13 protein-coding genes are annotated in these 14,398 nt (G+C 67.9%); 9 read left to right on the forward strand and 4 right to left on the reverse strand.

Annotated elements, in window-relative coordinates; genetic code table 11:
• Positions 1-14 precede the first annotated feature (14 nt).
• From HD599_RS15540 to HD599_RS15570, 7 genes are all read left to right on the forward strand, one after another.
• On the forward strand, positions 15-4,529 hold the full coding sequence (locus tag HD599_RS15540) for an FtsK/SpoIIIE domain-containing protein (protein ID WP_184239226.1): 4,515 nt from the start codon (positions 15-17) through the stop codon (positions 4,527-4,529).
• Between the two features lie 81 nt (positions 4,530-4,610).
• Positions 4,611-4,952 carry a hypothetical protein gene (locus HD599_RS15545; RefSeq protein WP_184239228.1) on the forward strand — a complete coding sequence of 114 codons (342 nt, stop codon included), beginning with the start codon at positions 4,611-4,613 and terminating at the stop codon, positions 4,950-4,952.
• A gap of 8 nt (positions 4,953-4,960) precedes the next feature.
• Positions 4,961-6,277 (forward strand): hypothetical protein, encoded by a 1,317-nt coding sequence (locus HD599_RS15550; RefSeq protein WP_184239230.1) that lies wholly within the window; start codon positions 4,961-4,963, stop codon positions 6,275-6,277.
• Positions 6,278-6,284: 7 nt separating this feature from the next.
• The gene (locus tag HD599_RS15555) at positions 6,285-6,821 is read left to right on the forward strand and encodes a hypothetical protein (RefSeq protein ID WP_184239232.1); all 537 of its coding nucleotides are present in this window, start codon (positions 6,285-6,287) and stop codon (positions 6,819-6,821) included.
• Between the two features lie 22 nt (positions 6,822-6,843).
• Positions 6,844-7,452, forward strand: a complete 609-nt coding sequence (locus HD599_RS15560; protein WP_184239234.1) for a hypothetical protein — start codon at positions 6,844-6,846, stop codon at positions 7,450-7,452.
• Positions 7,449-8,033: a hypothetical protein gene (locus HD599_RS15565; RefSeq protein WP_184239237.1), complete on the forward strand. Its 585-nt coding sequence runs from the start codon at positions 7,449-7,451 to the stop codon at positions 8,031-8,033. The genes HD599_RS15560 and HD599_RS15565 overlap by 4 nt, the downstream gene beginning before the upstream one ends.
• A gap of 119 nt (positions 8,034-8,152) precedes the next feature.
• Complete coding sequence (locus HD599_RS15570) at positions 8,153-8,437, forward strand: WXG100 family type VII secretion target (protein ID WP_221420526.1); 285 nt, start codon at positions 8,153-8,155, stop codon at positions 8,435-8,437.
• Positions 8,438-8,495: 58 nt separating this feature from the next.
• On the opposite strand, the gene HD599_RS15575 is transcribed toward HD599_RS15570, so the two are convergent.
• The 4 genes from HD599_RS15575 to HD599_RS15590 form a co-directional block, all read right to left on the reverse strand.
• Positions 8,496-9,500 (reverse strand): LacI family DNA-binding transcriptional regulator, encoded by a 1,005-nt coding sequence (locus HD599_RS15575; RefSeq protein ID WP_184239239.1) that lies wholly within the window; start codon positions 9,498-9,500, stop codon positions 8,496-8,498.
• Positions 9,497-10,528, reverse strand: coding sequence for a substrate-binding domain-containing protein (locus tag HD599_RS15580; RefSeq protein ID WP_184239241.1), 1,032 nt, complete (start codon positions 10,526-10,528; stop codon positions 9,497-9,499). Before HD599_RS15580 ends, HD599_RS15575 begins: the two co-directional genes overlap by 4 nt.
• Before the next feature lie 108 nt (positions 10,529-10,636).
• Positions 10,637-11,047 (reverse strand): carboxymuconolactone decarboxylase family protein, encoded by a 411-nt coding sequence (locus HD599_RS15585; RefSeq protein ID WP_184239243.1) that lies wholly within the window; start codon positions 11,045-11,047, stop codon positions 10,637-10,639.
• Between the two features lie 9 nt (positions 11,048-11,056).
• Positions 11,057-11,806: an SDR family NAD(P)-dependent oxidoreductase gene (locus HD599_RS15590; RefSeq protein ID WP_184239246.1), complete on the reverse strand. Its 750-nt coding sequence runs from the start codon at positions 11,804-11,806 to the stop codon at positions 11,057-11,059.
• A gap of 261 nt (positions 11,807-12,067) precedes the next feature.
• Here HD599_RS15590 and HD599_RS15595 point away from each other — a divergent pair, with 261 nt between their 5' ends.
• Entirely contained in the window at positions 12,068-13,402 is a 1,335-nt protein-coding gene (locus HD599_RS15595; RefSeq protein ID WP_184239248.1) for an extracellular solute-binding protein, read from the forward strand.
• A 109-nt stretch (positions 13,403-13,511) separates the two neighbouring features.
• Positions 13,512-14,396, forward strand: coding sequence for an ABC transporter permease subunit (locus tag HD599_RS15600; RefSeq protein WP_184239250.1), 885 nt, complete (start codon positions 13,512-13,514; stop codon positions 14,394-14,396).
• Positions 14,397-14,398 lie beyond the last annotated feature (2 nt).

Consider the following 14,398-nt stretch of genomic DNA (forward strand, 5'->3'; position numbering starts at 1 on the left):
AGGAGCACCGCTAAGTGAAACTCAAACTGGCGCTCAAGCGCGAGAACGGCGAATCGACCGACATCGTCGTCACCGCCGACGCCACCGCGACCGTCGGCGACGTCGCCCGCACGATCGCCGAGACCGACCCGTCTACGCCGCTGGTCCCGAGCCCGCAGACCGCCCTCACCCTGCAGGTGGGGCCGCCGAACGCCGCGAAACTCGTCATCCTCGACGCGACCGTGCCCATCGGCGACGCCGCCATCGGTTCGGGCTTCGACGCGGTCGTCGTGACCGCGCCGGTGTACCCGGTCGGGGGCGCCGGCAGCGACCCGCGGGCGACCGCCGCCGTTCTGCGCGTCACCGCCGGCCCCGACGCCGGGCGCGAATACCGCCTCCCGCTCGGTTCCTCGACGCTCGGCCGCGACGCCGCCAATGCCGTCGTGATCGCCGACCCGCTCATCTCGAAACGGCACGCGCGCATCGAACTCTCGCCCTCGGGAGTCGACATCGTCGACCTCAACTCGGCCAACGGCATCCTCGTCGACGGTGGACTCGTGCCGCGGCTGTCACTGCCGAGCGGGCAGTCGGTCGTGCTGGGCGACAGCACGGTCACCATCACCCTGATGGCGAACCCGTCGCTCACCGACGACGGCATCCTCGAGCGCGGCGGCCAGCTGCGGTTCAACCGCTCGCCCCGCGTGGAGGCGCGCTACCCGTCGAAGGAGCTCGCGACCCCCGAGGTGCCGATCGACGCCGACAAGCCGCCGTTCACCGTCATCACGATGATCGCCCCTGTTCTGATGGGCGGCACGATGTTCGCGCTCACCGGAAACCCGATCTCGCTGGCGTTCGTCGCCCTTGCCCCCGTGATGGTGTTCGGCAACTACTTCGCGCAGAAGCAGCGGATCGGCAAGAAAACCAAAATCGAAATCGAACGCTTCGAGCTGCAGATCGCCGATCTGGAAGACCAGTTCGAGCAGGAGGCCCCGCAGGAACGCGCGATCCGGCTGCTCGAGAGCCCCTCGGTCGCCGAGGTCTACGCGGAGGCGCACCGCCTCGGTCCGATGCTCTGGACCCGGCGCCCCGAACACTGGAACTTCCTCGACGTGCGCCTCGGTCTCGGCAGCATGCCGTCGCGGCTCACGATCGCCGAAGACGACGGTCGCGGCGGCCTGCCGCTGTTCTCTCGCCGGGTGGACGACCTGCGCGAACGAGTGCGCCTGATCAGCGACGTGCCGGTGGTCGAGAACCCGTTCCTGTCGGGCGCACTCGGCGTCAGCGGCCCGAGCACCCTCGTGGCCGACGCCACCCGGGCGCTCGTCGTGCAGTACGCCGGCCTGCACTCCCCCGCCGAGGTCGGCTTCGCGGCGCTGCTCTCCCCCGATTCCACCCCCGAGTTCGAGTGGCTCAAGTGGCTGCCGCACACGACGTCGCCGCACAGCCCCGTCGGCGCCGCGCCGCTCGCCGACAGCGCCGCGACAGGGCGGGCGATGCTCAACGCGCTCGAAGAGATCATCGCGTCCCGCCGGGCCGACGTCCGGCGGGCGGCCGACGCCCGTGGCGCCTCGGAAGACGACAAGGCCGCCGCCGCCCGCGGCGCCAAGGTCGGATCCCGCGACGCCGGGTCGTTCTTCTCCGACGGTGGAGCGGCCCTCGTGCTGCTCATCGCCGGCGACGCCCCCGTCGACCGGGCGCGCCTGGTCCAGATCGTCGAGGACGCGGCCGACGCGCACGTGTTCCCCATCTGGATGGCCCCGACCGTGGAAGCACTGCCGGCCGCCTGCCGGACGTTCGTCGACGTGACCGGCGGCCTCGAGGCATCCGTCGTCCACTTCGTCCGTCAGGGCATGATCGTTCCCGACGTGCGGGTCGAGGGCGTCTCCGCCGACTACGCGCGGATGCTCGCCCGCCGCCTCGCGCCCGTCGTCGACGCCGGCGCGGTGATCGCCGACTCGAGCGACCTGCCGCGCAGCGTCTCTCTGCTCACCCTGCTCGGTGCCGACCTGTCGACCGAGACCCAGGCCGCGATCGACCGCTGGAGCCAGAACAACTCGATCCACGACCGCAGCGGCCGCCCGCCGATCGCCCGCAAGCGCGCCGGCACCCTGCGCGCGCTCGTCGGCCAGACCTCCCCCGACGCGATGCATCTCGACCTGCGCACGCAGGGCCCGCACGCGCTCGTCGGCGGCACCACCGGTTCGGGCAAGAGCGAGTTCCTGCAGGCCTGGGTGCTCGGCATGGCGGCCGAGTACAGCTCCGACCGCGTCACGTTCCTCTTCGTCGACTACAAGGGCGGGTCGGCCTTCGCGGAATGCGTGAAGCTGCCGCACTGCGTCGGCCTCGTCACCGACCTCAGCCCGCACCTCGTGCGTCGAGCGCTCACCAGCCTGCGCGCCGAGCTGCACCACCGCGAGCACCTCTTCAACCGCAAAAAGGTCAAAGACCTGATCGAGCTCGAGAAGCGCGGCGACCCCGAATGCCCGCCCGCCCTCGTGCTCGTGATCGACGAGTTCGCGGCCTTGGCCGGCGAGGTGCCCGAGTTCGTCGACGGAGTCGTCGACATCGCCCAGCGCGGCCGCTCGCTCGGCATCCACCTGATCATGGCCACGCAGCGCCCGGCGGGCGTCATCAAGGACAACCTGCGCGCCAACACCAACCTGCGCGTCGCCCTCCGCATGGCCGACGAGTCGGACTCGAAGGACGTCGTCGGCGACCCGGTCGCCGGCACCTTCGACCCGTCCATCCCCGGTCGCGCGATCGCGAAGACCGGCCCGGGCCGCCTCATCCCGTTCCAGTCCGGCTACGCCGGCGGGTGGACGACAGACGAGCCGGATGTCGCGGGTGTCAAGATCTCGGAACTGCGATTCGGCGCGACCACGCCGTGGGACCCGCCCGTGCAGGAGTCGAACGAACAGACGGAGGACCTCGGCCCGAACGACCAGTCGCGCATCGTCACCAACCTCGTGAGCGCGGCGAAGGCCGTGGGAATCCCCGCACCGCGGCGCCCATGGCTCGACGATCTGAAGAGCGGCTACGATCTGCTCTCCCTGCCCCAGGAGCGCGACTCGGCGATCGTCATCGGCGTGACCGACAAGCCCGAGAGCCAGCAGCAGCGTCCCGCGTACTTCCGCCCCGACACCGACGGGCACGTCGCCATCTACGGGACCGGGGGCACCGGCAAGACGGCGCTGCTGCGCACGATCGGAATCGCGGCGGGCATGGCCCCGGGCGGCGGACGCGTGACCGTCTATGGAATGGACTTCGGAACCGGCGCGCTGCGCAGCATCGAGGCACTGCCCCACGTCGGCTCGATCGTGGCCGGCGACGACCACGAACGCGTCGCGCGTTTGCTCACCATGCTGCGCTCCGAACTCGACGCGCGCTCGGCCCGCTACACCGAGGTGAGCGCGGCGAGCATCGACGAATACCGCACCCTCACCGGCCGCACCGACGAGCCACGCGTGTTCCTGCTCCTCGACGGATTCGGCACGTTCCGGCAGGAGTACGAGTCCAGCCTCGCCCGGGCGCCGCTCTACAACGCGTTTATGCGCCTGCTCGGCGAGGGCCGCCCACTCGGCCTCCACGCCGTGATCACGGCCGACCGCTACGGCAGCGTGCCGACCGCCGTCAACGCGGCGATCCAGCGCCGCATCGTGCTGCGCATGCCCGACGAAGGCTCGTACCAGATCCTCGACGCCCCCAAGGACGTGCTCACCGAGAAGTCGCCTCCCGGCCGCGCGATCGTGGAGGGCGACGAGACACAGATCGCGGTCATCGGCGGCACGTCGAACGTCTCGGAGCAGACCGCCGCCACCAAGGCCCTCGCCGACCGTTTGCGGGCAGCGGGGGTGCGCGACGCCCCCGAGGTCGGTGCCCTCCCCCGCGAACTCACGACGGCCCAACTCCCCGATTCCGTCGAGGGGCTGCCCGTACTCGGCATCTCCGACGAGGCGCTCGCCCCGATGGGGTTCGAGCCCTCCGGCACCTTCGTCGTCGGCGGACCCCCGTCGAGCGGCAAGACCAACGTGCTGCGTGCCGTCACCCGGGCGATCGCCCGGTCGAACCCGGAGACGAAGTTCTTCCACATCGGCGGCCGCCGTTCGCAGCTGGCGAAAGACTTCGCGTGGATGCGCAGCGCCGTGCGTCTCGACGAGGGGGTCGAGCTCATCAACGAGCTCGTCGAGGTCGTCTCCGACGAGGACATCACCAGCCAGATCGTCATCGTGATCGAGAACGCCACGCAGTTCGCGGGCACCCCGATCGAGAAGCCGCTCGTGTCGCTCGCGCAGAAGGTCAACCGCAGCGACCACCTGCTCATCACCGACGTCGATATCGCCGGCCTCAGCAGCAGCTTCGGTCTGGTCGGCGACCTCAAAGCCGGCCGCACGGGCATCATCCTGAAGCCCGATACCCACGACGGCGACAACGTGTTCAAAGTGCCGTTCCCGCGGGTCTCCCGTCACGAGTTCCCCGAGGGACGCGGACTTTTCGTACAGAACGGCAAGGTATCGCGGGTGCAGGTGCCGCTGGTGGACCCCGTCGAGTAGCACGTGGGTAGTCCTCCCCATCGCCCTCGCTTATGAGGGTCGCTTACGATCGAAACAACGCAGTAGAGAGGTAGTGAACTCATGGGCGACAAGATCTGGCTCAATATGCAGGACCTCGATGACGTCTCTGCCGGCCTCACCGCGACGATCGACGAGTTCAAGAACGCATCGTCGAACAACGACCGCGCCGAGGAGGCCGTCGGCAAGCCCGACGACCGCAACGAACTCTTCAACAAGCTCAGCGACTTCGAGAGCGACTGGAACGATAAGCGCGAGGCGCTCACCGAGAACCTCGAAGGGCTCCTCGAGCAACTCAACAATGTGATCACCGGCTGGCGCGACTTCGACAAGGGCGTCCGCGATTCTCTCGAAGAGGCGGGCGAGGACAACAAACCCACCCCGGCCTCGAACATCCCGGTATAGGACGCATCATGGCTCTGAACTCACCGAACAAGAACTACACGCTGCGAATTCTCGACGGCAATCCGACCGACATCGAGTCGCGCGGAAGCGGCCTCGTCGCACTCGGCACCACGATGGAGACCACTGCTGCCGCGCTCAAGAAGATCAGCGAGGGAACCACCCAGATCGCCGAGTCCGTCGACGCGATCCGCGAGGCCGCGGGCGAGATCGACAGCGATCTCGCGGATGCCTCCGTACGGTACAAGATGACCGGCGAAACCCTGAAGACCTATGCCGCGGCCCTGCTGACGGCCCATCAGACGATCCACCCGCTCATCGACGACATCGAGACGGCGCACTCCACCGCCGAGTCCAAGCGGAACGCCGCAAACGACGCGGCCGGCGACGTCGACAGCCTCGAGACCGTATGGCTCTGGGAGACCGCGCCCACGGAAGCCGAGCTCAAGAAGGCTGCCGCGGCCAGTTCCACCGCGGCCTCCGCCGCGACCACCGCCGAGAACAATCTCGACGAACTGTGGGAGACCTTCGAGACCGCGTTCGGCGCCTGGTCTGACGCCTACGACAACGCCGTGGGCGACATTCAGAAGGCCATCGACACCGCCGACAACAACGACGGGTTCTGGGAGAACCTGAGCGACTTCCTCGACGTTCTCGGCTACATCATCACCGCCCTGGCGATCATCGCCCTCTTCCTCACCGGTCCGATCGCCGCGATAGTTCTCGCCGTCGTCGCGGTCCTCACGGTGATATCCCTGATCGGACATCTCGCGGCCGCCATTACCGGCAACGGCAGCTGGGTGGATGTGGCGGTCGATGTCGTGGGACTCCTGACCTTCGGCGCTGGCACCGTCGCTGCGCGATCGATCGCGAAGGGACTGCTGGGCACGTCGATGCGCACGTTGACCGTCGGCGGGCGCAACGCGGTGCAGACTGCCATCCGATCCACGATGAAGCCCGCCGTGTGGTGGAACCCGCTCGGAAACGCCTGGCGCGCGGGCTCGGCCTTCATCCGGTCGCGCGTGCAGACGATACCCGCCGTCTTCTCCATTCCGAACGCCGGACGCGCGATCACGGGTGGAAGCCAGCGAATGGCGGACTTCCTTGCCTTCACCGCGAAGGTGGAACAGAGGTTCGGCACCAACCCCGGAGTCGCCGCGTGGTTGCAGCAGGCGAAGACCGCCGTGCCCTCGGTGGGCGAGCGCATCGCCAACACGGCACAGTGGGCGGGGCTGACCGCCTTCGACTTCGCCGACAAGGGCCTCAACGAGTTCTCGAACAGCTACGGCGAATTCAAAGACTTCCTCACAACCCCGAAGTTGGGATGATAGAAGAATGACCACCAGAACGGCCCTGACGGACGTCGAACTCGACCGCCGTGTCGCGCGCGGTAAGCGCGTCTTTATGTACGCGGCATTCGCCATGCTCCTCTTCTTCCTCCTCAGCCTGCTGAACTTCGTGCTCGCGGGCGGCAGGATGGGACTTCGCGACACGGCGCGCTGGGACGAGACGGCCGCGTGGCCGTTGATCCCACTGCCCGCGTTCCTCGTGATCGCGGCCGGGCTCGCCGCCGTGATCGGCGTGTTCCTCGCGGTGCCCTACTTCCGCCACGACACGGCAGACGACCTCGTGCTGATGGGGGTCGTCTCCATCATCCTGTTCGGCTTCATGTCGCTGTTCTTCGCCGGCGTGTATACGTCGACGAGCGGCATCCCCACGGATTTCGACAGCTACCCGGAACAGGGCGTCGGCTGGCACTGGATCGCCGCGGCCATTCAGATCCCGGCCGTCATCGCCCTCACCGTCCGCGGAATCTCCCTGTACCGCGCCCACAAACGCAGGAAGCAGGATTCCCATCTCGAATCCGCGTGAGCACACCCGGAAGGCCGACCCCGTGAACCTCGCCGACGAGCTCAAGGGCGTCGCGCCCACGCCGGAACTCTCCTACACGCTGCTCTTCCCCCCGGGATGGGCGCACTTCGGGATGACCCGTGAGGCGGAGAAGCAGCTGGTCTCGAACATCCAGGAGATCTACCAGGAGCGGGGAAAGGCCGAGTTGGCCCTCGACCTGCGCACGCGCACCCACGTGTACTTCTCCAAGCTCCGCCAGATCGGCGCGCGGGCGATCTACCTCCCGATCCGCCGCGTCGACGACATCGTCCTCCCGGTGTCGATCGCCGCCGTTCCGTACTCCGTACCGACGGGCAGCACCATACTCGGGCTCGCCTCGACGCTGGGCAGCGGATCATTCGAAGAGGTGCAGCTTCCCCAGGGTCCCGCCCTCCGCGCGGTCGTCGACCGCAACCGGGTCGACAAGGAAGAGGGCCTCTCCTCCCGCACCATCACCTACCTCGTGCCTACTCCGGGCGAGAGGCCGCGACAGGCGGTCATGTTCAGCTTCGCCATACTGCACCTGACCGGCGAGGAGGGCACGGAGTTCGTCGAAGTGCTCGAGGCTCTCTTCGCGTCGATCATGAGCACCTTCCGTTGGAGACACGAGTGACCGGTTACACCTTCGCCTACGATCCCGAGCTCTGGATCGCGGTTCCCTTGGACTTTGCTCCCACCGAGTGGGCGGACGCGGACGCGTGGGCCGACGACGTGTCGCGGCAGATCTCCGCGGGCGCTCCCGATCCGGAATCCGTGCGTCCGGCGTTCTACGAGACCGCACTCGAGGTGGCGGCGCTCGACACACCCGGTGCCGCGGATCGCTTCTGGTACTTCCCGGTCGACGCGCGCTTCGTCTCCGTGGTGAACGGCTACGCCGTTCCCCGCGACGTCATCGAGGGCGAGGCGACGCTCGAGCAGTTCGCGGGCTCCGACGACGAGTCGATCACCGTGCCGTCGATCGAGTCCTTCGATTCGGCTGTATTCGGCCGACTCGTGCTCGGTCTGACGACCACCGCATTCCAAGACGATGACGACCAGCGCGTCGTCGTCGGCCAGGCGCGTCTCGTCGGCGAGACCGCGGGTCACATCTTCCTCTTCGAAGTTCTCGACCGGGAACTCGGCAGAATCGCCCTGATGCTGGAGGACATGACGACCCTCATGGAATCCGTCCGCTTCTCCGCCGACGAGGGGTGACGACCACCGCGGTGATCGCGCGTGGGTAGTGGTGCCCATAGGCGCCTGACGGATCGTCGATTACGGTGGAAACCATAAACCACGTCCTTTCCGATGAGGGACACAGGAAGGCTGAGATTATGACTTTTCACGCTAGCTACGAAGCAATGGAACAGACCGCTCTGACCCTCGACGGCGGAGCCGACGACATCCGCGCGCAGCTCACCTCGCTCCTCGGCAAGGTCGAAGACCTCCTGGGCGAGGGCTTCAAGACCGAGCTGGCCTCGGGCAAGTTCGGCGACGGATACCGCGAGCTCAACACCGGCGTCAACCAGGCCGTCGAGGGCATCGACGCCATGGCGCAGGCACTGCGCGACATGTCGACCAAGACGCAGGAGCACGACGCCTCGATGGCCGGCAGCTAACCAGCTTCCGATAACGAAGGGCCGGGCGACCATGTCGCCCGGCCCTTCGTCGTCTCGGCTAGCGCGTGCTCTCGCGCACCACGAGCTCGGGCTCGAAGACCACCTGCCGCGGCGGGGTCGCCGGGTCGTCGGCCTGCTCGAGCAGGATCTCGACCGCCGTGCGGCCGATGAGCGCGCTCGGCTGGCGGATCGACGACAGCGGCACGACGGCGGCGCTGGCGAAGTCGATGTCGTCGTAGCCGATCAGCGCGATCTCCTGTGGCACACGCACCTCGGCCTGCATCATGAGCGCCTGCAGCACGCCCATGGCCACGAGGTCGTTCGCGGCGAAGATCGCGTCGGGGCGGTCGGCGGGGGCGCGCTCCACGATCGCGACGCCCGCGGCACGGCCGGCGAGCACGCTGAGCGCGTCGACCTCGACGACCTCGAGCGACGAGGAGGGGTGGTCGGCGATGGCCAGGCGAGCGCCCGCCAGGCGGTCGGTGACCTGGCGGATCTCCATCGGGCCGCCGATGAAGGCGATACGGGTGCGGCCCTGCGCGACGAGGTGCTCGACCGCGAGACGGCCGCCGGCGATATCGTCGACCGAGACGGAGCTGAACGCGCTGTCGCCGCTCGAGCGGTCGACGAGTACGGCGGGGATTCCGCGGTCGCGGAGCCGGGCCAGGCGCGCGGTGATGTCGCCGAACGGCGAGATGAGAACGCCGTGCACGCGCTGCTCCTCGAAGAGGTCGAGGTACGCCGATTCGCGCTCGCTGTTCTCGTCGCTGTTGCCGAGGATGACGGTGAGGCCGGCCTGCGCGGCCTGGTCTTCGGCGCCGCGGGCCACGTCGGTGAAGAACGGGTTGCGCACGTCGAGCACCACGAGCCCGATGGTCTTGCTGTGCCCCGCCCGCAGCTGACGCGCGGCGTCGTTGCGGATGAAGCCGAGCTCGTCGATGGCGGCGATCACCCGGGCGACCGTCGCCTCTGCCACTTTGTCGGGCCGGTTGAGCACGTTGGAGACGGTGCCGACCGAGACGCCGGCGCGCTGGGCGACGTCGCGGACGCTCGCGGGGTTCATGCCGAGACCGCTGTCTCCGACGTCACCGTCGAGCCCCGCACGACGAGGTGCGGTGGGAAAACCACGTGCTTCGGGGCGTCGCTCGGCTCGCCGGAGAGCTCGGCGAGGAGCAGCTCGACGGCAGCGATGCCGAACTCCTCGTGCGGGGCGCGGACGGACGTGAGCGGGATGATCGACGACTCGCCGAACTCGATATCGTCGTACCCGACGAGCGCGATGTCGTGGGGCACGCTCACGCCGTGGTCGACGACGAACGCCTGCAGCAGGCCGAGCGCGAGCAGGTCGTTGACAGCGAAGACGGCGTCGGGGCGGGACTCCTCCGGGCGGCGGGCGATACCGGCAGCCACGACGCGGCCCTCGGCGATGGTGCGGTCGGCGACGTTGATCACCTCGAGCGTCGCCTCGGGGTTTTCGGCGATCGCCTTGCTGGCGCCCTCGAGACGGTCGGCGACCTGCCGGATTCCGAGCGGACCGCCGACGAAGGCGATGCGCTTGCGGCCGCAGTCGAGCAGGTGGCGAACGGCGAGGTAACCGCCGGTGACGTCGTCGATCGAGACGGAGGGTTGCTGGTCGGAGACGGCGCGCTGCCCCACGAGCACCGACGGGGTGCCCCGCTGGCGCAGCTGCAGCAGGCGTTCCTCGATCGGGTCGTGCGAGGCGACGAGAAGGCCCTGCACGCGCTGCGCCTCGAAGAGCTCGAGGTACGCGTCTTCGCGCTCGCGCGAGCGGCCGGAGTTGGCGATGAAGACCGAGAACCCCTCGGCGGCCGCACGCTGTTCGACGCCCTCGGCGATCGTGGCGAAGAAGGGGTTGCTCACGTCGGGCGCGATGTACGCCATCGTCGCGCTGCGCCCCAGCCGCAGCTGCCAGGCGGCGTTGTTGCGCACGAAGCCCAGTTGGTCGATCGCCCGCTGGATGCGCTGCTGCTTCTCGGGCGAGACCCGCGCCGGGTGGTTGATGTAGTGCGAGACGGTTCCGAGGGAGACCTCGGCGAGCGTCGCGACCTCGCGAATACCGACTCTGCTCACCTTCGTCCGCCCTTTCCCCGACGGAGCAGTGGCCCCTGTTCGGTCCGTGTGCCCAGGTCCTACCTCGTGCCCACTTCTTGCAGTGTGCTGAGACTACCGCGCGCGGCGTCAGTCGTCGTCTGGCCCCAGCGCCGGCGGGATCTCGATGCCGAGTTCGACGAGCTGGTCGGTGACGACACGGATCGCGTTGAGCGCTTTGGGAAAACCAGAATACTGCACCGTATGGATGACGGTCTCGATGATCTCGGTGGGGGTGCACCCCACCCGGATCGCACCGCGGGTGTGGCCACGCAGCTGCGCTTCAAGCCCGCCGATGGTGACGAGCGAGGCCAGCGTCAACAGCTCGCGCTGGGCGAGCGTGAGTCCGGGCCGCGAGTAGATGTCCCCGAAATTGAACTCCACCCCGAACCGGGCGAGGTCCTGCGCCAACCCGGTCTGCATCTCGATGAGACCGTCGGCTTTGCCCTCGCCGTAGACCTCGTTGAACCAGTGCTTGCCCTTGTCGAGTCGCTTCGTCATCTGGGGATCCTAGATCGAGTGTCCGCCGTCGAGCGGCAGGATGAGTCCGGTGATGTTGACGGCTTCGGGCGCCGCGAGGAAGACGACCGTCTGCGCGAGGTGCTGCGGCTCGCCGAGCAGCCGGGTGGGGATCTGGTCGAGCAGCGCCTCGCGTCGCTCGGGGGTGTCGTTGTCCCGGCCGGGCGTCGCCTGCGCCCCGGGGGCGAGCGCGTTCACGGTGATGCCGCTCTCGGCGACCTCGATCGCGAGCGCCTTGGTGAGCCCGACCACCCCGGCTTTGGCCGCGGCGTAGGCGGTCGCGCCGCGTACGAGACGGCCGCCGCTGACGGCGGCGATCGAGGCGATGTTGATGATGCGCCCCGACTTCTGTTGGAGCATCGAGGGCAGCACGGCCCGGGTGACGTTGAAGACCGAGTCGAGGTTGCGGGCGATCTGGGTGTTCCAGGTCTCAGCGGTCATCTCGTGGAAGAAGCTGACGGCTCCGCCGCCGGCTCCATTGAGCAGGATGTCGATACCGCCCCACTCCGCGACGACGCCGGCGACCGCGTCCTGCACGGCGTCGAAGTCGGTGAGGTCGGCGGTGGCGGAATACGCGCGTACGCCGTGCGAGCGCACCAGCTCGGCGGTCTCCTCGAGTCCCGCGGCGTTGAGATCGAGTCCGGCGACATCAGCACCCTCTGCCGCCAGCGTTTCGGCGATGACCCGTCCGAGGGCTCCCGCCGCTCCGGTCACGATGGCCCGCTTGCCCTGTAATCTCATGTGGATTCCTCACTGCGGGCGGCGTCTCTGCCGCCCGTGGCCGTTTATTCGTACGTGTAGCGAACCACTTTTACCGGTGGTCGACGTCAGTTCAGTGTTGCACCAGCGTTGAAACGTGTCAAATAGCCAGAACGGACTGCCCCACAACCGAGATCCACAATCGCTGTGTTCCCTTGTTTAGCGCTTGACAGCGTCCGACCTCGGGAATAGCCTCAGCAATTGAAACGTGTCAAACCACAGCCACATCTTCAAGGAGGAAATGTGTCAACTGCATTTGCAGGTCGCCGTAACCGCGCCCTATTCACAGTCATTGCAGGCATCGGGGCAGCATCGTTGCTGCTCTCCGCCTGCTCGTCCGGCGACACCCCGGCCGCGGGCGGCGGGGAAGACACCGCCACCGCACTCACCCTTCTCACCCCGGCGGAGAACTCGATCGTGCGCGACGAGCTCGCCGTGCTCGCCGGCGACCAGTGCGCCACCGAGGACGAGGCCCTCCCGCTCGAGAGCGAGACGGTGGCCCAGGCCGACGTCAACCAGAAGATCACCCTGCTCGCCAGCCAGGACGCGCTGCCGGTCATGTTCGTCGCCGGCACCGCCCAGGTGAAGCCCGACGGCGACCTCGGCAAGAACGATCTCGCGCTCGACTACGAGGCGACCCTGAAGGAGCTCGGCGTCTGGGACAACATCCTGCCCGCCGCCGTCTCCACCGTTAAGGCGGCCTACGGCGGCAACATGGCTAGCCTCCCGTTCCAGTACAACCTCGAGGGCATCTGGTACAACAAGGCGATCTTCGCCGAGAACGACGTCGAGGTCCCCGAGACCTACGACGAGCTGCTCGACGCGTTCGCCACCTTCAAGGAGGCCGGCGTGACGCCGATCACCGAGCCGGGCAGCCAGGGCTGGCCGATCACGCGTCTCATCGGCAACTACATCTTCCGCAGCGTCGGCCCCGACGCGATGAAGGACATCCAGAGCGGTGACGCCAAGCTGACCGACCCCGAGTACGTGGAGGCCGCCCAGGCGATCGCCGACCTCGGCACCGAGGGCTACTTCGGCGAGGGCATCACGTCGCGCGACACCGACACCGCCTACGCCCAGTTCCTCAACGGCGACGCCGCCACGATGTACATGGGATCGTGGCTGCTGGCCAACCTCAACGACGAAGAGCAGAACGTGATCGGCGAAGACAACGTCGGCTTTATGCCCTTCCCGAACGTCGACGGCGGCGCCGGCGACTCCGGCCAGTGGCCCGCCAACGCCGGAGCGGCGACCGCTGTCTCGACCAAGGCCTACGGCCCCAAGGTCGGCGACTGGCTCTCCTGCATCGCCGAGAACTACGGCAGCAGCGTCCTCGCCAACCAGGGAGTCGTCTCCGGCTTCAAGGTGAACGAGGAAGTCACCGACGTGAAGCCGCTGACCGCCGAGATCCAGACGATCGTCTCCGAGGCGAGCGAGACCGTGCTCTGGTTCGAGGCCCTCTTCGACGCCAAGACCACGTCGGACGCCCAGACCAACGTGTCGCTGCTGATCACCGGCCAGATGAGCGCCGAGGACTACATGTCGCAGCTCCAGTCCGACTTGGAACAGGCGCAGTAACCACCGGTTCCACCCGCGGGCGGCGGCCCCTTCTCAGGGGAACGCCGCCCGCACCCGGGGAGCACTGCACCGCCGCGTGCCCCCGACGACTCCAGACAAAAGGAATGCCGTGAAAGACGTCCTCGGTGACAAGAAATCGATCCTGATCCTGCTGGGTCCGGCCCTGCTGGTCTTCACCCTCATCAAGATCGTGCCCGTGCTCTGGTCGTTCGGCCTGACCTTCTTCGACGGCAACCCGCTCGGCGGCTTCGAGTTCGTGGGCATCGGCAACTTCCAACGCTTCTTCTCCGACCCGCAGGCGCTCTCCGCCCTCGGGTTCACCCTCAAGTACGCGATCGTCATCTCGATCGGCCAGATCGCGCTCGGCTACGGGCTCGCGCTGCTCTACGTCTTCGTCCTCAAGAACGCCTCGAACTTCGTGCGCACCGTGGTGTTCTTCCCCACGATCCTGCCGACGGTCGCGGTCGCCCTGCTCTTCAAGAGCCTGTTCGCCGTCGGCGACCAGCAGGGCCCGGTCAACGCGGGCTTCCAGATCATCGGCCTCGAGTCGGTCGACTGGTTCGCCACCGGAGACGGCACCTTCACCGTCGCCATCATCATGGAGCTCTGGCGCTCCATGGGCTTCTTCGCCGTGCTGCTCTACGCCGGCCTGCTCGATATCCCCGACGAGACGCTCGAGTCGGCCCGCCTCGACGGCGCGCACGGCTGGCGTCTGGTGCGCCACATCGTCATCCCGCTGTCGCTGCCGGTGCTGCTCTCCAGCGTCGTCTTCAGCGCCAACAACACCCTCAAGGTGTTCGACACGGTGCTCGCCCTCAACAACGGCGGGCCGGGCGGCGAGACCACGCCGCTCACGCTGTACATGTACCGCACCGTCTTCAGCTACTCGGACTACGGCTACGGCTCGACGATCGCCTTCATCCTGACGATCCTCTGCTTCCTCGTCACCCTCTTCATCTTCCGCTCGGCTCGACGCGACAACACGACTGCGTAGGA

Source organism: Conyzicola lurida, from assembly GCF_014204935.1.
GTDB lineage: Bacteria > Actinomycetota > Actinomycetes > Actinomycetales > Microbacteriaceae > Conyzicola > Conyzicola lurida.

What these genes read in the sequence shown, in the direction of transcription:
- HD599_RS15545 (WP_184239228.1), top strand. Translation starts at nt 4,611, where the DNA reads ATGGGCGACAAGATCTGGCTCAATATGCAGGACCTCGATGACGTCTCT.
- HD599_RS15555 (WP_184239232.1), top strand. Translation starts at nt 6,285, where the DNA reads ATGACCACCAGAACGGCCCTGACGGACGTCGAACTCGACCGCCGTGTC.
- HD599_RS15550 (WP_184239230.1), top strand. Translation starts at nt 4,961, where the DNA reads ATGGCTCTGAACTCACCGAACAAGAACTACACGCTGCGAATTCTCGAC.
- HD599_RS15585 (WP_184239243.1), bottom strand. Translation starts at nt 11,047, where the DNA reads ATGACGAAGCGACTCGACAAGGGCAAGCACTGGTTCAACGAGGTCTAC.
- HD599_RS15590 (WP_184239246.1), bottom strand. Translation starts at nt 11,806, where the DNA reads ATGAGATTACAGGGCAAGCGGGCCATCGTGACCGGAGCGGCGGGAGCC.
- HD599_RS15570 (WP_221420526.1), top strand. Translation starts at nt 8,153, where the DNA reads ATGACTTTTCACGCTAGCTACGAAGCAATGGAACAGACCGCTCTGACC.
- HD599_RS15575 (WP_184239239.1), bottom strand. Translation starts at nt 9,500, where the DNA reads ATGAACCCCGCGAGCGTCCGCGACGTCGCCCAGCGCGCCGGCGTCTCG.